Genomic DNA, 18,459 nt, shown 5'->3' on the forward strand with positions numbered 1-18,459 from the left:
CTTATTTAGCAGATGCTCTGCGATCCCGATAATTATCGTGACGACCTCGCAGCAAAAGACTCTTCTTTACTCCGAATTTTGTTTAATACATTTTTGATTATAAAATTCCAATACTTTACAAATCTCATTATTTTTGAATGCTTCTATTTCAACTTTTTCAATAAGTTCCGGGCAATTGGTAAAGTACTCTTTCATGGCGTTTTTAAAGTTTTTTGCAAAGGGCAAACCTTTTGTGTAAAGATGTTCAACTTCATCACTCATTCCATGACCAACATAATAACTATACCTTGGAATGCTGAATTCGGTGTACACATTTGTTTTATTGTTGATTTTTATTTTTTCACCATTTTCCATTTCAATTTCATGCACATGATTATCATAAAATGGATAATTTGAATTTCCCATGTGCGTTGTGTTGTGTTGAAAAGAGTTGGTTAAAACACCGCCTTCATAAAACCGAACATAAAGACTTAAACTATCGATAGAAACAACTTCCATCAATTCGGGGAAACGTTTTTTCTTGCCTTTTTCTTTTACAAATTTATACCGGTATTTTCTAAAATAATTGTTTTCCAGGATATCAATTCCAATGATTTCTTTTGAAGTGTAGGATTTGTATTTTAAAGTATCATTGCCAAATTTAGCGGATACTATTGATGAAATTCCACTTATTTCTCCCATTCCGTTAACGAGCGTGCTATCTTTTAGAATAAGCACCGCTTTGCCTCTTTGACCATAACTCATCCCACAAAATGCCAGTATGAATAAGGTTATGATTTGTTTTTTGATTAGTTTGTTCATGTCTGATAAACGTTGTTTATAAGCGTGTTCTTTTTGCTAAAGTAATGATTCTTGGGATTTAATAAAAAAATCAATATTTCTGTAAAAGTTGAGCGAACTTGATTCAAAGTTATTTTATTTAGGACTTGATAATTATGAGGATCGCAGAGCGTCTAGCTATTTAAAAGACTTAGAAAGCTTTTTTCAATAATTTACTTAGATTCATTTAATTTACCCTCACCAAAATGTTTCGTCTTGAATAAATCAATTGTATAATCCAGTAATTCAGCATTTCCATATTTTCCATGACCGGGAACAACAAGAGTTAGGTTTGGAAATCTTTTTTTTATGTTCTCAACGGTACTTGACCAAACTTTTATATTGGCATCTCCTAAATAACCTTTATGAGCACCTAATTCTTTAATTAAACAGCCACCAAACAATAACTCTTCGCTTGGGAAATAGCCAACAACATTATCTTGAGTATGTCCTTCTCCAAAAGACTTTACTAGAATTGTTTTATTGCCTACTTTCAATAATAGTGAATCGTTGAAACTGTTTTGAGGAACAATAAAATTATTCTCTTTTGCAAGTTCAATAGTTTTTAGATAGGCATAGGAAGGTATTTTGTTAGTATGAAATGATTGGAGTCCTCCTAAACAATCATCGTGAAAATGTGTTGGAATAATACCTTTTATTTTATAGTGAAGTGTTTCTTTTATCCATTTAATCAATTCGTCTGCACTTTTTTCGTTCACGGGTGTGTCAAAAATAATTACTTCTTTATTATCAGATACGATTAGGCCGTTACAAGGCACATTACCAAAATCATTGGTTTGCAAGAATGACGTGTGTATAAAAGAGTTTTCTGTTATTTGGGTCACTTGTAAAATAGCCGACTCGTAAACTAGTTTAGGTTTTAACTCTTCTTCTTTAGAATTTTTACAATTGATGAGCGAAACTGATAGTAGGATAGTGAGTAAAATAGTGAGACGGGCTTTCATTTTATGGTTGTGTTTTAATTTAAATGCAATATAAATTATTTTCTTACACTATAAAAAAAATTTTATTAGTTATAGTTTCAATATGTTTTCTTGCTCTGTAAGATTGATATAGCGAATCGCAGAGTGGTATTTTATTTTTTAAATGGAATTATTATTTGTTGCGAGGAAGTCCCGATAATTATCGGGATCGCAGAGTTTCGTGCTAATTAAGAAGATGTCGCTGAGCTGGTAGTGCGTCTTATTTATAAAAAATGTATTTTTGTTTAAAATTATTTTAAAATGTCAGTTACGAAGCAACTTGTCTTATTATTAGATTCTCTTTTGAAAAGTGAATTTGATAAAATTGTGAAAATATATCTTCAAAATGAGTATGACTCAAAATCAATTGTTTTTACCGATGGGAAAGACGATACAGGACTAGATATTAAAGTTTTCGATTACAATGGCAGGAATATACAATACCAATTGACAGTCCAAAAATCAACTACAGCTTCAGAGAAAAGCAGCTTTGAAAAAAAGCTAATCGAGGATCTTGAAAAAGCGAATATTAATGCAAAAGAACATGGATATAGTAATAATCTAATATTTTTTTATTCTAAAACTTTGACTAATAAGAAGATTAGAACTTACACAAAATTAGCTTTTAAAGATTATAATATAAATTTAGAATTTATTGAAGCAAATAGACTAGCACAAGAGGCAGAGGAAATCCTGGAAATTCAAAGGGAATTATATAATATAAGTGAGTTAGACAAATTTAAAGCGAGTGACTCACATTTTGATAATACATTGTTTTATGATTTGTTGTCTTTTGGTAGGCCAACAGAGTTTAAAATACAAGTAATAGAGTCTTTTATTTTGCAATTATTTTGTTCGATTGACAAACTTAAGAAGGATAGAATAATAGAATTGTGCCAGGAAAAATTTGATGTAGATGAAAATGAAGATTTTTACGACAGAATGCTTGGTAGATTTATGACTGAAAAGAAAATATACAAAGACAAAACTGACCAAACATTTTCTTTAACACCCAAGGAAAAAGCATTTCTTAAAGGAAAAAATGAGCAATTTGAAATAGATAAAACAGTCTTTTTAAAAAATATTTCCGTCATTTTAACCAAATATGGACAAATAGATTTCCTTGATGATTATGTGCGAGAATTAAAGCAACTTTATATTGATAATTTCAATACAGATTTGAAAGATATTATCTCCAATGAAACTGAGTTTCATATTCAAAGCACATTTAAACCATTTATTAAATTTATTGAAACAAAATTAAAAGATAAAGAGCGAGCAAAAGAACTATCAATTGAGTTATTAAAGTATTGTTTAGATAATAAGTTTATTCAAAAGCTAGCGGCTGCAAAGGTTTACAGTAGTAAAGTTGATAATAATCGTTTACAAAATTATATAAATAAGCAGAAAAAAGTGTTTATTGACACTTCAGTTGGCTTATTTAGTTTATGTCTTTTTTATAAACCCAATACTTTATTTGATAATTATTTTTTCAAAGCGACAAAATCACTTATTGATTATTCGAGAAAAGAGAAAAGTCATTTGTATATTTCTGAAAGATATATTTGGGAGATTGCTAATCATATTCGTGATGCCTTCAGGCTTATTCCATTTTCACTAATCGAAAACTTCCATGTACTTGGAGCATCAAGAAATGTTTTTTACAATTTTTACAACTTTCTCATAAAGAGCGGAGAAATTGATTCTGAAAAAAAGTTTTCTGAATTTTTAGGTGAGTTTGGTTTCGTAGAAGGTGCTAGTATTGAATCGTTAAATTCAGTTATAGAATATTCTTTAGAAAACGTAAATATTTACAAGGAAGTAATATCAAAGGAATACAAGATTGATGAGGCTAACAGATTGTTTGAAGAAGCTATGTCAAAGTACTTCAAGCATAAAACCACTTTTACTAGGAACTGCGACAGTATAATGTTAGAGTTTTTGGGTGATAAAGATGTCGAAGTTCATCCTGTTGATCCTTTATTTTTGACTTGGGATAAAACTTTCTTTGAAGTTCATACAAAATATCTTGAAAAGTTTCCAAATGCTCAAAATTGGCTAATTCTTTCGCCAAACAAAATTGTTGATATTTACGCTCTTCTTAAGTTTTCTATTAATTCTGAAACTGTTACTGAAAACTTATTAGCTTTGATTTCGGATGATATAGTTTCTAATACACATTCACTTATTGATGTGTTGGCATTTGTTTTGAATCCTAAAGATGAAATTGGTCTGGAGTACACTAGAAGATTGGCAAAAATAAGAGATGAAGAAATAAATCAAGTAAATAGAGCGGAATTTATACCACCAGAAAATTTCGAGGGACAAGCTGTTATTGATGATATCTTCCTTAGGTTAACAACGCATTTTTCGGAAGAATCTAAATTGTCTAAATTTAAAGTTTTGTTTACAAAAAAAGAATTTTTAGATGAAGTGATTAGTATCCTTGTTATCGCTGTCGAAGAATTTTATTCATCTCAAAAAATTGATCAAAGTTCACTTTTTGAAAAATTCGATGTGCTAATTGAAAAAATCCCTCAAGATTAACATTTGGTTAATTTTTGCAGCTGGTAAAGCATTACCCATAACGTTTTGGGTATTGCCGAAGGAGGGGATTTTTAGCACAAAAGTTCAATCGAAGAACGAATGTTGAACCTTGCACAAATGTTTCATAGAAGCACTTCAGCCCCACTTTTGGAAACACCTTGTTGGTGTGGTAGTGCTATTTGTTTTTATAAATGCTAATCAACTATTTAAGGCAATTAAATTTTCCATAAGTTCAATGTTTTGCATTGCTAAAGGAATTGACTTGTCGTCTATTACTTGGTTAATGTTCATCACTAAATGATTGGTCTCTGGAATATGTATCATCTCAAAGTTTTTTACCACGTTTTCAGGCAAACCTGTTTCATACATCTGCTGAACACGTTGCTGGTATTCTCTCATTCGTTGATTTATATCTTCCTTGAAAGAATTTAAAAATTGAGTAAGTTCTACTAACTTATCTCTTTGTAACTCGTATTGTTGTATTGTAGCCATATTTATTGAAATTGAATTGTTATTAAAATTTGAATAATTTGTTTTATTAGTTTCTTGTTTTGGTGTTTCTATTTTTACGGATTGTGGTTTTTCTTTGCTTAATTTTTCGTAACTGCCTTTCTCAAAACCTGCATTATAACCTTGATTGTAAGTATCTATTGCTTTACTGCCGTGAATGGCAAATTTTAAAGATAAACCCGATTTAAAAAAACGCTTATCTCTGCCATCAAAACCATCTTGATAGCCATCATTAAAACCTCTTTTAAAATCATTTGAATTTAGTATAGACATATTTATTTTGAAACGTCTTATTCAACTATAAAATTTTTACTTAAACTTTTAAAAGCATTATCACAATAAACAGTAAAATTATGCTTACCTTTTTGCCAATTACCAGCTTCTTCCCAACCCCAATTTGAGAATATTAACTCGTTAACTCCAGGGGAAACGGTAAAAGTTTTAGTTTCATAATATGAACCATTAAATTTTTCCCATCCACCATTTGGTAATCTTTCATCAAATTTAAAAGTTATATCTTTACTTTCATCAAGAAAAGAGTATGCAGTAAAAATTAATTGTACTCTTTTAAGATTACTTTTATTATATGAGTTATGCTTATCACCACTATTTACAACAAATTCTATATCTTTTATTATTAAATACTTACCACTTGATTTTAAATTTTCTTTAACATCATTTAAGGCAGATTCTTTTTCTTCTAATTCACTTGATTTATCACTTAACTCCGAATAATAATTTTCTGCTTGTCTTTCGGAACTTTGATAATGACTATAGATAACTATAGTAGTTATTAAAAAAATTGCGGCTAACCCTCCAAGAATAAACTTTAAGTTATTTTTAGGTTCTAAATTTTTTAGTTCCTCATTTTTCCTAATTAAAGATTCATTTAAATTTTTATTTCTTTCTTTTTCTGTTTTTAATTCGTTGTCAAGTAAATTTTTATTTTTAGCAAGTGCATTTAATTCACTTTCCGTTTTATCCAATTTTACTTTTAAATCTGTTAGTTCAGCAGAATTATTTTTCTTCCTTAAATCATCAATAGTTTTATTTAGATTACTTATTTCAGAACGATATTTATTGATTTGTTCACTTGTAGAATTATTAGAAGCGGAAGCGTTAATAAAATCGTTTTTTGCATTTTCTAAATCCAAATGCAATTTCTGAATTTCTACAATGTAGTCGTTCACGCTTTTATTTTTTGATTTAACTTCGTTTTCTAATACAGAATATTTACTTTTAATTTCTGTTAATTCATTGCTAATAGTTGTATTTTTCTTTTGCTCAATGTTATGAAGTTTTTCAAGTTCGGTAAGTTTAAAATTAGTTTCTTTTAAATCCTTTTGAACTTTTACCAAGTCAGAAGAAACTTTTTTTAATTCGGTTTCTTTTAGGTTTATCAAATCAACCTTTTCGTTGATTTGTTTTTTTGCATTGGCTAAATCGGTGGTTAAGTCGTCCTTAACTTTGTTTAAATTAGAAAGCGAAGTTTTGAGGTTGGAAATCTCATCATTCAAACCATCAATTTTTGTTTTTATCTCTTGTTCAGTAGTATTGTCAATATGCTTTAAATACTCTAAATAATCGTTATAGTTTGCCATATATTACAAGGTATAGACTTTAAATTTCTGAATATCGTTGTTTTGTGGTGTTTTGATATTTGCAATATTATTGCTGGTTGGTGTAGATTTTTGTGTGTCCATATTTGCACCACCAAAAATTTTATAACCATCTCCGTTTCTCAATTCTATTTTTATTTCAAACTCATTGATTAATTGCAAAGGGTCGAGAACTGCACTAAAATTTGCATAACTATTAGCATAAACAATGGTATGAATGCCAAAACTTGAACCGTCTTTTAAGATTGTAACCAATTTTTGTACAACAGGTGAGGCATTAAAACCACTTTTCCTTAAATTTCTTGCATTGTAAATATTTACAAATGTCAAAACAATTCGATTGGTAATTGTTTTATCCTGTTTTCTTTTTTCTAATTCGTCAAAAACTTGATTTATAGTGTTTTCAATTTCTAAATCGTTTTCAACGATTTCAATATTTGAAAACTTATCGGTTAATACATTGAATTTACCATAGAGTTCATTATCAACGTTCATCTTATCGCAAATATAAAACTTACTTTCGTCAGAACTTTGAGAAACAATTTGAGATAGCGAATGATAAATGATAGATACTGCGGAAGCAGTATCTTGTCCAATTATCAAAACATTAGATTCATTTTGTTTTCTTAAAGTACAGTTTGTATGTTCTTCAACTAATGCAGCAGGTTCGCCAAGATAAACAATACATTTTTTGTCATTAACTTCAAAAGGTTTGTCTTTTAAATTCTCGTTGTTTTCAATACTTGCAGAAACACTACCATCATAAATAAATCTTTTGAAAGGCTCTTTTGTGCCGTATTTTTTTACAACTTCGTCAGCAATATTATTTATAAAATAACTCAACTTGGATTCACTTAAATAAGCTGTTTGAAAACGAATATTTCCCTCTGTTAAACCACCTCTTGAATTATAAATTGCTTCTCCTTTTTTGGTAAGTGCTGTAAAAGGTGCGTGGTTCATTGCTCCTAAAATTTGGTCACAGTCTGAGGCTGTATTAAGTTTTAAGCAAATTTTTAACGCAAATTGTTTTAGATAATTTGTTGAACTGATACCACTCAAAGTTTGAGTAGAAAGTATTAAATTAATGCCAAAAGCTCTACCTAATCTTGCAATATCATCTAAATATTTTCCTGCATTCGTTTGTTGAGTTGAGCTTCCTTGAAATAGTCTTTGAAATTCATCAATTATAATAACAATTCTTGGAAGAGTATTATTTGTTTTTTCTCTATATTCAGTAATATTTGAAGTATTTACTGACTTGAATAATTCACTTCTTCTTTCTCTTTCATTTTGAATGAAATCTAAAACACTTATTCCAAAATCAATTTCACTTTTAATTGATAAAACTTTACAATGTGTTAAATTTTCATATGCTTTAAATTCAACACCATCTTTATAGTCAAGTAAGATAAATTGTAATTCATCAGGCGAATACATCCAAGCGGAATTCAAAATAATATTATGAAGTAAAACAGTTTTACCTGAACCTACAGAACCCCCAACTAAACAATTAAATGGAGGTTGAGTATCATTATCTTGGGTTGCTAAAGAAAAATATTGTAAATCAGTAATATTTAGCTTTCCAATTGGAACTTCTATACCAAAACTACTATTGCTTTTCCAAAGATTATTTTGAGTTAGTTTAGAAGTTATATCAACTTCTACTTTTTTAACTTCTTTAAGTGCGTTATTTACTTCATCTTGAATTTGTTCTATTTTTTCATAATCTGGAAAATCATTATCCAAATGGATTTTAAATTTTGAATTTAAAAACTCAGCTTGTGGTAGATTTTTTATGTAATAACTATTATTGGATTGGTAAATCGTTGTGATTGTATCTAAAATTGATTGTGGATTGTAATCATAATTGTTTTTGGTTTGATATGAAGTATCTAAACTTAAAATAACAAATACACCTGCTTGTTTTCCGCTTCTTATTATTTTTTCAATACTTTCTCCGTGTTCTTTTGACAAAGAAGCAGGGAAGTCTGCAATAAAAAGAAAATGATATGGTTTTGCTAATTCTCCTGCTTCTAAATTATAATCAATTAAAGATTTACCAAGATATTTATGTCCTAAAACCTTTTGGATAACATTTGGAATGTCAGATTTTGCAGTAGTCAAGGCTCTTTTTAATTCGTCAGGGTCAGTTAAAATATTTTCGCCTTTAATTTTTGAGCTAATATTTGAAAGTGCTATTAAGTTTGTGCCTAAACCTGTTCCATCGTATAAAGTAAACTTGCATAAACCTGTCGGCAAAGCTAATAAAAGTCTTAATGCAATTGCTTGCATTGTTTTGTGAATTAGTTCTCTGTTTTCATTTGTTGTCAAAAAGCAAAGTCCATTTGTTTGGTCAAACGGAATAAGAAAAGGTGCTTTATGTCCTGTCAAACTTTCAAGTTCTCCAATATACAAACCTTCAGGAAAATAGGTCTTGTCCTCAAGACTTAAATCAAAGTCTTTAGAGTTCGCAATTGTCGGTTTATTTTTTTTGTAATAGTCTGCTGTTACTATCATTTATTTCTTTGTTTTTGTTTCTGCAGTCTGTTTGTATAGCATTATCACAAACTTATTTACATGTCTTGTAATATTAGACTTATCTACCCTAAATGGGTATATATGTATCATAATTATCATACATTATCGAATTATCAAATATAATAAAAGATAATATATAAACATCAATCTTTTTGTCGGCCACAAAATAAATAACACTTTTTGATAACTATTTTATGGTGATATTTAATTATTATTAAAAATCAATTGTAATTTAAAAACCATAAACACCACATCCCCCCATCAACCAATTGCCACATCGCCACATTTTCCCTACCTTTGCCCAAAATCATCCTTATGCTTACGATTGGCGTTCACCACACCCTTAAAATTGACCGAAGTACCCAAGTGGGTCTGTTTTTAACCGACGGAAAAGACGATGTGTTGCTTCCTGTGAAATATGTTCCGAAGGACTATGAAATAGGGCAGGAGCTTACTGTTTTTGTTTATTTGGATCATGAGGAACGTCCAGTGGCTACTACGCTAAAACCGTATATCACGTTGGGTGATTATGCCTTTTTGCGGGTGAACTATACCAACCAGTTTGGTGCTTTTTTGGATTGGGGTTTGGAGAAGGATTTGTTTGTTCCGTTTAAAGAGCAAGCCCGCCCAATGGAACAAGGCAAACGCTATTTGGTGCATTTGTTTCTGGATGAGCGAACGAATCGTTTGGTGGGTTCGAGCAAGATTAATCAGTTTTTAGACAAAGAGCCTTCGGGGTTGGAAAGCGGTGAGGAAGTGCATTTGATTATTTCGCACATTACCGATATTGGTATTAATGTGATTATTAATGGCAGGTTTCGCGGATTGGTGTATAAGAATGAGGTGTATGATGATAAAATTCGTCCGGGTGACAAAACGAAAGGGTTTGTGAAGATCGTTCGCCCTGATGGTAAAATAGATGTTTCTTTACATAAAGTAGGTTTTGAAAGCATTGAAGAAAATGCTCAAATTGTTCTTGATGAACTGAAAGCGAGTCGCGGTTTTCTTAGACTCACAGATGATAGTCATCCTGAGGATATTAAAACGGTGTTGAAAATGAGTAAAAAGACGTTTAAAAAGGCGATTGGTGCTTTGTATAGACAGAAGTTGATTGAGATTAGGGAGGATGGGATTTATTTGGTTGGCTGAGGTGCTGAGTTGCTGAGAAGCTGAGTTGCTGAGATTCTGAGAAGCTGAAATTCTGAGAAGCTGAGTTGCTGAGAATCTAATGTTCTAAAATTCTAACCATGGACTATACAAATACTTATTAATGAAAAAACCCAAATTATATCTTTCTTTAAGTATTTTTGCTTTTATCCTTTTGTTTTTAGGGATTGTGAAGAGTTTTTTCTCTATAACTTTATTTGAAGTAATCTTTGATTTTATTTGGATTCCGACAGCTTTGTTGGTTTTTTTTATGCCTTTGCTGAATTGTGTAGAGATTATCAAAAACACGGATGAAATCAATATTCTTTATTGGATTGGTCTTTTGCTGAATGTTGTTTGTATGGTTTTTTTATTAAGGCATTTGGGGATATCCATTCTCTAACTTTTATACTTTCCTTAACGAACAACTCAAAACTTATCCATACATTTGTATATACAAATAAAATAGTTTTGAAACGAAAGGTATTTATAAAAACATTGATAGGAGGAGTTACTATGGCATCATTATATCCATTTTTAAAATGGTCTGACGAATTGAAAGAAGAAGATGAACAACTTCCGGTTTTATTTATTGGTCATGGTTCGCCAATGAATGGGATAGAAGACAATGAGTTTTCTAGAACATGGGCAGCATTTGGAAAACAAATTCCAAAGCCCAAAGCTGTTTTGGTTATTTCTGCTCATTGGCTCACAAGTGGTACACACATCACTGCTATGGAAAACCCAAAAACGATACATGATTTTGGAGGATTTCCTCAGGCACTTTTTGATGTACAGTATCCCGCAAAAGGGAATCCTATTTTAGCGAATGAAACAGCGAGTTTGATTCAATCTACCACGGTTGGACTAGATCATGATTGGGGATTGGATCACGGCACTTGGACGGTTGTTCGACATATGTATCCGAATGCGGATATTCCGGTCTTGCAGTTGAGTATCGATTACAGTAAACCACCACAGTATCATTATGAGTTGGCCAAAGAAATTACTGCTTTGCGAAAAAAAGGAGTATTGATTATTGGGTCCGGAAACATGGTTCACAATTTGCGAATGGTAGCTTGGGATAAAATAAATGTTTCAAATTACGGTTTTGATTGGGCTATTGAAATGAATGAAATCTTTAAGCAGAAAATTGGCAATGGCGATCACAAAGCCCTTATTGAGTATGAAAAATTGAATAAAGCAGCCAAATTAGCTATTCCAACTCCGGATCATTATTATCCACTGCTTTATACTTTGGGATTACAAACAGCCAAAGATGATTTGCATTTTTTTAATGATAAGTTGGTTGGCGGTTCACTCAACATGACTTCGGTTAAAATTGGTTAACCAAAGTTTACTCCTTATCATCCAACTTAAACGGATAATCTCCGAACAAAGCAGAGATTTTCATGGCTTGGTAGGTTTTTTGAGTGTACTTGTTCGATAAGGCAATAATTACAATCGTATCCTTTTTTAAAGTAGTGTAAGATGAGGTGTTTCCGTGCCACCAACCGTTGTGGTAATGCAGGGTTTGTCCGGTTTCCCACTCATTCATTCGAATGCCTAAGCCGTAGTTTTTTACACCACGTTTTTCGTAGCTGTAGCCTTTTAGGGCTTCTTCCCATAAATCTTTTCTGAGAAATTCTGTTGAATAAGTTGCTAAGTCGAACTTCACTAAATCTCGAGGAGTGGAGTAGATGTTTTTATCACCGTATATGGCATCAAACTGATCCCAACCGTGATTGACATAACTGGACTTGTAGGATTGGCTGACGTCCTTTTTTTGCTTTTCAAAGTCAATTACAAACGAATCGTTCATGCCCAGCGGTGTGAAGATTTGCTCTTGCATGGCTTCGGCATAACTTTTTTCGGTTACTTTCTCGATAATGAGAGCCAGCATGGCATAATTGGTGTTGCAGTAATTAAATTTAGTGTCGTTTTTGGCTAATAACGCAAATTTGTAGCGTTTTAAATAATCTAACACATCTGCATTGGAGAGTACTTTTCTGGAATTCCAACCTTTTACACTTTCACTGAAGCGGGAATAGTGAGGCAATCCACTGCGGTGGTTCAACAATGTTCGCACAGTTGTATTTTGATAGGGAAAGTCGGGTAGGTAGGTTTGGACTTTTTCGTTTAAATCGATTTTGTTTTCTTGTACTAATTTCAGAACTAGTGTTGCAGTCATTACTTTACTCACCGAAGCCAAATGCAAAGCGGTTGTTTTGGAAACCGGAGTTTTGGTTTCAAAATTGGCATAGCCTTTATAATCTTCGAAGATGATTTTTCCGTTCTTAGCGACTAATAATGCTCCGCTAAAATCGGATAATCCTATTTTTTTGCTGTAGAATTCAGAAACTTGTCTTTCTTTTTCAAATGCATAGGCTTCTGAAACCGGATTTAATTCTAACGAAAACGGTATGGTGATTAAGGAAGAATCTACTATGACGATTTCTTCTTCTGTAATATGCTGAGCCAGAAGTGGAGCTTCCTCTTTTTTCTGACAGGAAAAAGTGATTAGTATGGTAGAAATTGCAATAGCAATTGATAATTTAGACATGCGTAAATAAGGTATTCAGTTTGTTGAAAAAAACAAAACTAAACTTTTTAAACTTAAAATTATCTAAATTATCTCAATTTTAGGATTAATTTTCAACAGGTAATTAACAAAAGCTTCTTTGTCTTTGGGTGAAACATAAAGATCATCAAACTTGTTGTAATAAATGTATAATCCATTTTTATCTAACGAAGCTTTTAATAGGCTTTTGGAAACCCATCCATGTTGGTATTCTATTTTTCGAATGCTTTGAATATTAATTTTGCCACGAATTGGCCCTGAGTTGTATTGCAAAACCGTATTATCTTTAATGACATATTTTGTGTCTGCCAATATCCATAACAAGAAAACGGCAGCAGCGACCATGATAGTACAAGCAAGTATATCACTGGTTGCGGGATTGCCATCCTCCAGAACAAAAATAGGTAAAACCATCAATCCCAATGGAAATCCAATCAGGATTAACTTTGTAAGCGGATGTACAGAAGAATAAAAAACCTTTTTATTCATTTTTTTACAAATTCAACATTTTTTTTGTGTTCGTAAGTAAAGCATCTTTATGTACTAAAACAGAAATTGTTTTTAGTTTTAAATAAGGAACACTCATATAAATGTGACCATCATTCGCTAAATTTTCAGTTCCCCACGAGTTTTTTACTTTGTAATACTGATTACCTTTTTGATCTTTTACTTTCCCAACAATGTGCATTAAATGATCGTCTTGTGTAGTTAGATTTTCAAATTCTTGTTGACGGTATTCGGGAGTAATTGCTTTTTCGGGTTTGATTTCGGTTAAAATGGTTTTGTTATTTGCTTCATCAGCGGGAACAGCCGCAATGCCATATTTACCTGAGAAATACGGTTCACTCACATCACAATCTAACGCCAATGTGAAACCTTTATCTAATGCATTGTCAATGTTTTGAACAAACTCATCTAAAGATAAATTGTAAAAGCTTCCGTTTGAAAAGTTATCCGGAATATTAATGATAAATGATTTGTAGAACGGTTGGTGTGTGAACGATGTCAATGAAACATAGCTATCCGGATTGATTTTGGTGTAAGCTAAAAACGAAGCAGGGGTATATTTTTTTCCTTCAAACGAAAATTCAGTTGGATTCTTTCCTAAATAAACATTTAAAACGGCTTGCACCGATTCTTTCCATTTTGGCGATAATTTTTTACTCGGATTGTCCACAAAAACTTTCAACATTCCTTCCAAAAGAGCTTGTAATTCGGCATGGTTGTGTTTTTCTTCTTCGCCATTCAAACCGGTATAAACCGAATTGGGAACCAAACCATATTCTCGAACGCTATTAATCACGTCGTGTGACAAACCGCCTTCGCTGAACTGAGCTTTTCCTTGACGCATTACATAATTCTCTGCTTTTTTTGGATACGTATTTCTCACATTATACATTTCTGATAAATCAATTTTTTTTCCGGTGAGCCGAATAATTTCTGCTTCCAAAAAAGAAGTAGTAGAAAATGACCAACAGGTTCCTGTGACACCTTGTGAAATGACCGGTGTTGATTCTATTTCTTTGATGGTTTGAAATTCATACGTTTGTGAAAAACTTAAAACAGAAACAAATAAAAAAGAGAAAACAGTGATTTTTTGTAACATCATAGTGTATTTTAGTATTGTAATTAACTTGAATTTAGTCATTTAAAAAGAAATGATTTTTTTCATTCTTAAATTTCTTTATTTCAAAAGTTAAAAATAGTATTTTTACGCTTAAATCACATTACTATGGCAGAAATTAAATGGCAAACCGCAAAAGAATTTGAAGATATAACCTATAAAAAGTGCAATGGCGTAGCCCGAATTGCTTTTAATCGCCCGGAAGTTCGCAATGCATTCCGGCCCAAAACGACCGCCGAATTGTATCAGGCATTTTATGATGCTCAAGAAGATACTTCTATTGGTGTAGTTTTGCTTTCGGCTGAAGGACCATCCCCAAAAGATGGCGTTTATTCATTTTGTAGTGGTGGCGATCAACGTGCTCGCGGTCACCAAGGCTATGTGGGCGATGATGGTATGCACCGCTTGAATATTTTGGAAGTACAACGATTGATTCGTTTTATGCCAAAAGCAGTGATTGCTGTTGTTCCCGGATGGGCAGTGGGTGGCGGTCACAGTTTGCACGTGGTGTGCGATTTGACACTTGCGAGTAAAGAACACGCTATTTTTAAACAAACCGATGCCGATGTAACTAGTTTTGATGGTGGATATGGTTCTGCGTATTTGGCTAAGATGGTCGGGCAAAAGAAAGCTCGTGAAATTTTCTTTTTGGGAAGAAACTATTCAGCTCAAGAAGCGTTTGATATGGGAATGGTAAATGCTGTGATTCCGCATGATGAGTTGGAAGATACTGCGTATGAATGGGCTCAGGAGATTTTAGCAAAATCGCCAACATCAATAAAAATGCTAAAATTTGCCATGAATTTAACGGATGACGGAATGGTTGGTCAGCAAGTTTTTGCCGGCGAAGCCACTCGTTTAGCCTATATGACCGAAGAAGCGAAAGAAGGAAGAAATGCCTTTTTGGAAAAAAGAAAGCCTAACTTTGAGAAAAAATGGATTCCATAATCCGCTAAAACACATCTACTTTGGAAGAATTTACAAATTCAACGGTTTCGTTTGACTCGTTGCCAAAATTTGAATTGGTTCCGTTTCAACCACTCAACAAAAATTATTTGAATGTGGTGTATATCAGCAATGCCATTTTTTCGGTGGTATTGGCTGTTGGACTCACTTTATTTATACTTTTTAATGAAACGGTTAGGGAGAATGTTATCCTTTGGATTTCTATTCTAGTACTACTAATTGCCCTTTTGTTTTGGACGTCGAGTATCAGTTTTAGAAAAAAAGGATATGCACTGCGGGAGAAAGATATATTGTTTCGAAAAGGAATATTATCTACCACAACTACGGTGATTCCGTTTAACCGAATTCAGCACGTTGCTTTGCACGAAGGAGTTTTTTCCAGAATGTATCAATTGAGTGAATTACAGGTTTATACTGCGGGTGGAAGCAGTAGTGATCTACATATTCCGGGCTTGCCAAGAGAAGAGGCAGAACGAATTAAAACGTTTTTACTGAATAATATTAGTGTGTTGGAGAAAGAATCAATTGAAATGAATTCTAAAGTAGAAGAAACTTCTTCGGAAGATATTCAATTTGAACATCAATCTACCACATTACCCGAATCGGATACGGAAAACGAAACTAAGAACTAACATGCCATCATTCGATTTTAGTAGGCCACAAAGACAATCGGTCAAAGGAATCGCGATAATGTTTGCCGATACGTTGCAAGGCATCATTCGCGGACTCTGGGCTCCGCTTTTGCTGCTTATTTATAAGTTTGATTTGAGCAAAATGTATCTTTTGATTGGAGGTTTTTTGGTTTTACTGATTGTAATTGGTGTTATTGCTTATTTGAAATACATCAATTTCACTTATTTTTTAGATGAAGAAAAACAGGAATTTGTAATTCAGAAGGGAGTTGTAACCAAAAATAAAATTACAATTCAGTTAGATAAAATACAGCAAGTTAATATCAATCAATCGGTTGTTCAAAAATTGGTTGGTGTATTTAGTGTGGATATTGATACGGCAGGAAGTAATAAAAAAGAAGCCAGTATTCGTGCAGTTGATAATGAAGTAGCTGTGCATTTAAAGAATAAATTGCTCTCGTTTGAAAAAAACACCCAAGAAATCTTATCAGATGAAGTTAGTCTTGAACCAGAAAAACCATTTTTAAAAATAAGTTTTCTCACACTCCTAAAAGTTGGAGTTACTTCTAACTATGGCAGAAGTATTGCTCTTTTGATTGGATTTGCAGGTTCGTTATATGGAGGTTTTAATGATGTAATTAACTCTTTTGAAGTTGATGAAGAAGAAGTAAATGGTTTAGTAGATCAAGGATTAGGCTATTTTTCATTGTCATTTTTTTTGGTTGGAGTAATGATTTTAGTGCTTTTAATCAATTTAATTCGAACAGTTGTAAAATATTTTGATTATCAAATGGTTATTCAACGAAAGGCCTTAGCCATTACACACGGTTTGTTTGCCAAAAAGAATACACTACTCAAGCCGGCGAAAGTTCAGATTACTATATTTAGCCAGAATTTTTTTCAGCAAAAGCTTTATTTATTTGATTTACGACTGAAGCAAGCTTCTTCAACAGATGTATCTGAGGAAGAAGGAAAGAAAAGCAATGATATTGAAGTTCCAGGTTGCAATAAAACAGAAAAGGAAGCTATTTTGCGAATGATTTTAGATAAATTGCCTACCGCAGATGTGGTTTTAGAGCCAAATTATCGTTATTTAATCAAAGCAATCTCACTGGGAATTATTTTGCCGTGTGTGGTTTTTTTAGGATTGGGATTGCATGTTTTTGAGATTTTACAAGATTTTTTTCCGCTACTCATTGCTTATGTGGTTTTGGTTGGAACCATTGTGTTTTTTCAGTTTAAGAATTATCGATTGTTGCTTAGTCGTGATTTTATTACTCGTAAAGGCAATGCTTGGGATGTGCAACATCAAATTATTGAACCCTTTAAAATTCAAGGAATTACAACCAAACAATATTTGTGGCACAAGCGATCAGACGTTGTTCATTTAACTTTTCATACCGCTGCAGGCGATTTATCTTTTAAATTTGCCAATTATTCGGCTATAAAACCCTGGATAAATTATTGGTTGTATGAAGTTGAACGCAGCAATCGAAATTGGATGTAAATCGTTAAATTTACCGTACTTTTGCATATTAAATTTAAATTATAATGAAGCATTGGATTGAAGCCGCTCGGGTTAGAACATTACCACTTTCGGTATCCGGAATTTTAGTAGGAAGTTTTTATGCCTTGTCTAAACCAACAGAAAGTGTACTTACTCCTACACAAGTATTTAGCTGGAAGATTTTCGGATTATTAATGCTAACCACCATCGGTTTGCAAGTTTTATCCAATTTTGCCAATGATTATGGCGATGGCATAAAAGGAACCGATAATGAAGACCGAATTGGTCCGAAACGTGCCTTGCAAAGCGGCGTGATTTCTCCTGCTGCTATGAAAAGAGCAATTATCATTACTGCAATATTAACCTTTTTATCGGCAGTTCTACTGATTTATACAGCATTTGGATTAGAATATTTATACTATTCCATTTTCTTTTTACTACTAGGAATTATTGCAATTGCTTCTGCTATTCGGTATACCGTTGGAAAAAGTGCTTATGGCTATAAAGGTTACGGCGATATTTTCGTGTTCGTCTTTTTCGGATTAGTGAGTACCTACGGTTCCTATTTTATGTTTTCTAAAGTTATCGATTGGTATTTGTTATTACCGGCCATTGCCATCGGTTTTTTAAGCGTTGGTGTGCTCAATTTAAACAACATGCGAGATGAAGTTTCAGATAAAAAAGCCGGAAAAAATACAATTGTAGTAAAAATTGGTGGAGCAAAAGCCAAGCAGTACCATTATTTCTTAGTAATTTCTGCAATGGTTTTGCTATTAGTTTTTGGTATTTTACAACATTTTGCCATTGATCAATATATTTATTTGATTGTTTTTCTTCCGATAATCAGTCATTTACTTCGCGTAAGCAGAACAAACAATCCTGCCGATTTAGATCCGGAATTGAAACGTTTGGCGATTAGTACTTTTATGGTTTCGCTATTGCTGTCGTTGTGTTTGATTTATTTTATTTCTGATATTATTGTATAAT

15 protein-coding genes are annotated in these 18,459 nt (G+C 32.4%); 7 read left to right on the plus strand and 8 right to left on the minus strand.

Translation table 11 applies throughout. The annotated features are described in order from the left end of the window. Positions 1 to 66: 66 nt before the first annotated feature. Both AC23MC_RS05725 and bla read right to left on the minus strand, forming a co-directional pair. Positions 67 to 801 (minus strand): hypothetical protein, encoded by a 735-nt coding sequence (locus tag AC23MC_RS05725; RefSeq protein ID WP_487567452.1) that lies wholly within the window; start codon positions 799 to 801, stop codon positions 67 to 69. Between the two features lie 191 nt (positions 802 to 992). Next, positions 993 to 1,784, minus strand: a complete 792-nt coding sequence (gene bla / locus AC23MC_RS05730) for a subclass B1 metallo-beta-lactamase (protein ID WP_487567453.1) — start codon at positions 1,782 to 1,784, stop codon at positions 993 to 995. Between the two features lie 279 nt (positions 1,785 to 2,063). Between bla and AC23MC_RS05735 the strand changes: the two genes are divergently transcribed. Further along, positions 2,064 to 4,349 carry a hypothetical protein gene (locus tag AC23MC_RS05735; RefSeq protein WP_487567454.1) on the plus strand — a complete coding sequence of 762 codons (2,286 nt, stop codon included), beginning with the start codon at positions 2,064 to 2,066 and terminating at the stop codon, positions 4,347 to 4,349. A gap of 198 nt (positions 4,350 to 4,547) precedes the next feature. Here AC23MC_RS05735 and AC23MC_RS05740 read toward each other — a convergent pair whose 3' ends face one another. The 3 genes from AC23MC_RS05740 to AC23MC_RS05750 are packed head-to-tail and all read right to left on the minus strand — an operon-like array spanning position 4,548 to position 8,995. Next, complete coding sequence (locus AC23MC_RS05740) at positions 4,548 to 5,132, minus strand: hypothetical protein (RefSeq protein ID WP_487567455.1); 585 nt, start codon at positions 5,130 to 5,132, stop codon at positions 4,548 to 4,550. A gap of 17 nt (positions 5,133 to 5,149) precedes the next feature. After that, entirely contained in the window at positions 5,150 to 6,460 is a 1,311-nt protein-coding gene (locus AC23MC_RS05745) for a hypothetical protein (RefSeq protein WP_487567456.1), read from the minus strand. A 3-nt stretch (positions 6,461 to 6,463) separates the two neighbouring features. Next, complete coding sequence (locus AC23MC_RS05750) at positions 6,464 to 8,995, minus strand: FtsK/SpoIIIE domain-containing protein (protein ID WP_487567457.1); 2,532 nt, start codon at positions 8,993 to 8,995, stop codon at positions 6,464 to 6,466. A 336-nt stretch (positions 8,996 to 9,331) separates the two neighbouring features. On the opposite strand from AC23MC_RS05750, the gene AC23MC_RS05755 reads away from it, so the two are divergent. Both AC23MC_RS05755 and ygiD read left to right on the plus strand, forming a co-directional pair. Continuing rightward, on the plus strand, positions 9,332 to 10,165 hold the full coding sequence (locus AC23MC_RS05755; RefSeq protein ID WP_487567458.1) for a CvfB family protein: 834 nt from the start codon (positions 9,332 to 9,334) through the stop codon (positions 10,163 to 10,165). A 513-nt stretch (positions 10,166 to 10,678) separates the two neighbouring features. Further along, complete coding sequence (gene ygiD / locus AC23MC_RS05760; RefSeq protein WP_487567520.1) at positions 10,679 to 11,512, plus strand: 4,5-DOPA-extradiol-dioxygenase; 834 nt, start codon at positions 10,679 to 10,681, stop codon at positions 11,510 to 11,512. A gap of 7 nt (positions 11,513 to 11,519) precedes the next feature. Here ygiD and AC23MC_RS05765 read toward each other — a convergent pair whose 3' ends face one another. The 3 genes from AC23MC_RS05765 to AC23MC_RS05775 form a co-directional block, all read right to left on the minus strand. Continuing rightward, positions 11,520 to 12,725: a serine hydrolase domain-containing protein gene (locus tag AC23MC_RS05765; RefSeq protein ID WP_487567459.1), complete on the minus strand. Its 1,206-nt coding sequence runs from the start codon at positions 12,723 to 12,725 to the stop codon at positions 11,520 to 11,522. Between the two features lie 63 nt (positions 12,726 to 12,788). Continuing rightward, the gene (locus AC23MC_RS05770; protein WP_487567460.1) at positions 12,789 to 13,232 is read right to left on the minus strand and encodes a PH domain-containing protein; all 444 of its coding nucleotides are present in this window, start codon (positions 13,230 to 13,232) and stop codon (positions 12,789 to 12,791) included. A 4-nt stretch (positions 13,233 to 13,236) separates the two neighbouring features. Next, positions 13,237 to 14,349 (minus strand): C1 family peptidase, encoded by a 1,113-nt coding sequence (locus AC23MC_RS05775; protein WP_487567461.1) that lies wholly within the window; start codon positions 14,347 to 14,349, stop codon positions 13,237 to 13,239. Positions 14,350 to 14,475: 126 nt separating this feature from the next. Between AC23MC_RS05775 and AC23MC_RS05780 the strand changes: the two genes are divergently transcribed. From AC23MC_RS05780 to menA, 4 genes are read left to right on the plus strand one after another with little or no spacing between them, the layout of a single operon-like run. Continuing rightward, positions 14,476 to 15,315, plus strand: a complete 840-nt coding sequence (locus tag AC23MC_RS05780; RefSeq protein ID WP_487567462.1) for a 1,4-dihydroxy-2-naphthoyl-CoA synthase — start codon at positions 14,476 to 14,478, stop codon at positions 15,313 to 15,315. Between the two features lie 20 nt (positions 15,316 to 15,335). Beyond that, the gene (locus AC23MC_RS05785) at positions 15,336 to 15,965 is read left to right on the plus strand and encodes a PH domain-containing protein (RefSeq protein ID WP_487567463.1); all 630 of its coding nucleotides are present in this window, start codon (positions 15,336 to 15,338) and stop codon (positions 15,963 to 15,965) included. Position 15,966: 1 nt separating this feature from the next. Then, positions 15,967 to 17,472: a PH domain-containing protein gene (locus AC23MC_RS05790; protein ID WP_487567464.1), complete on the plus strand. Its 1,506-nt coding sequence runs from the start codon at positions 15,967 to 15,969 to the stop codon at positions 17,470 to 17,472. Between the two features lie 44 nt (positions 17,473 to 17,516). Beyond that, the gene (gene menA / locus AC23MC_RS05795; RefSeq protein WP_487567465.1) at positions 17,517 to 18,458 is read left to right on the plus strand and encodes a 1,4-dihydroxy-2-naphthoate octaprenyltransferase; all 942 of its coding nucleotides are present in this window, start codon (positions 17,517 to 17,519) and stop codon (positions 18,456 to 18,458) included. The last annotated feature ends 1 nt before the right edge of the window (position 18,459 follow it).

The sequence above is a fragment of the Flavobacterium sp. T50_26 genome (assembly GCF_057652995.1).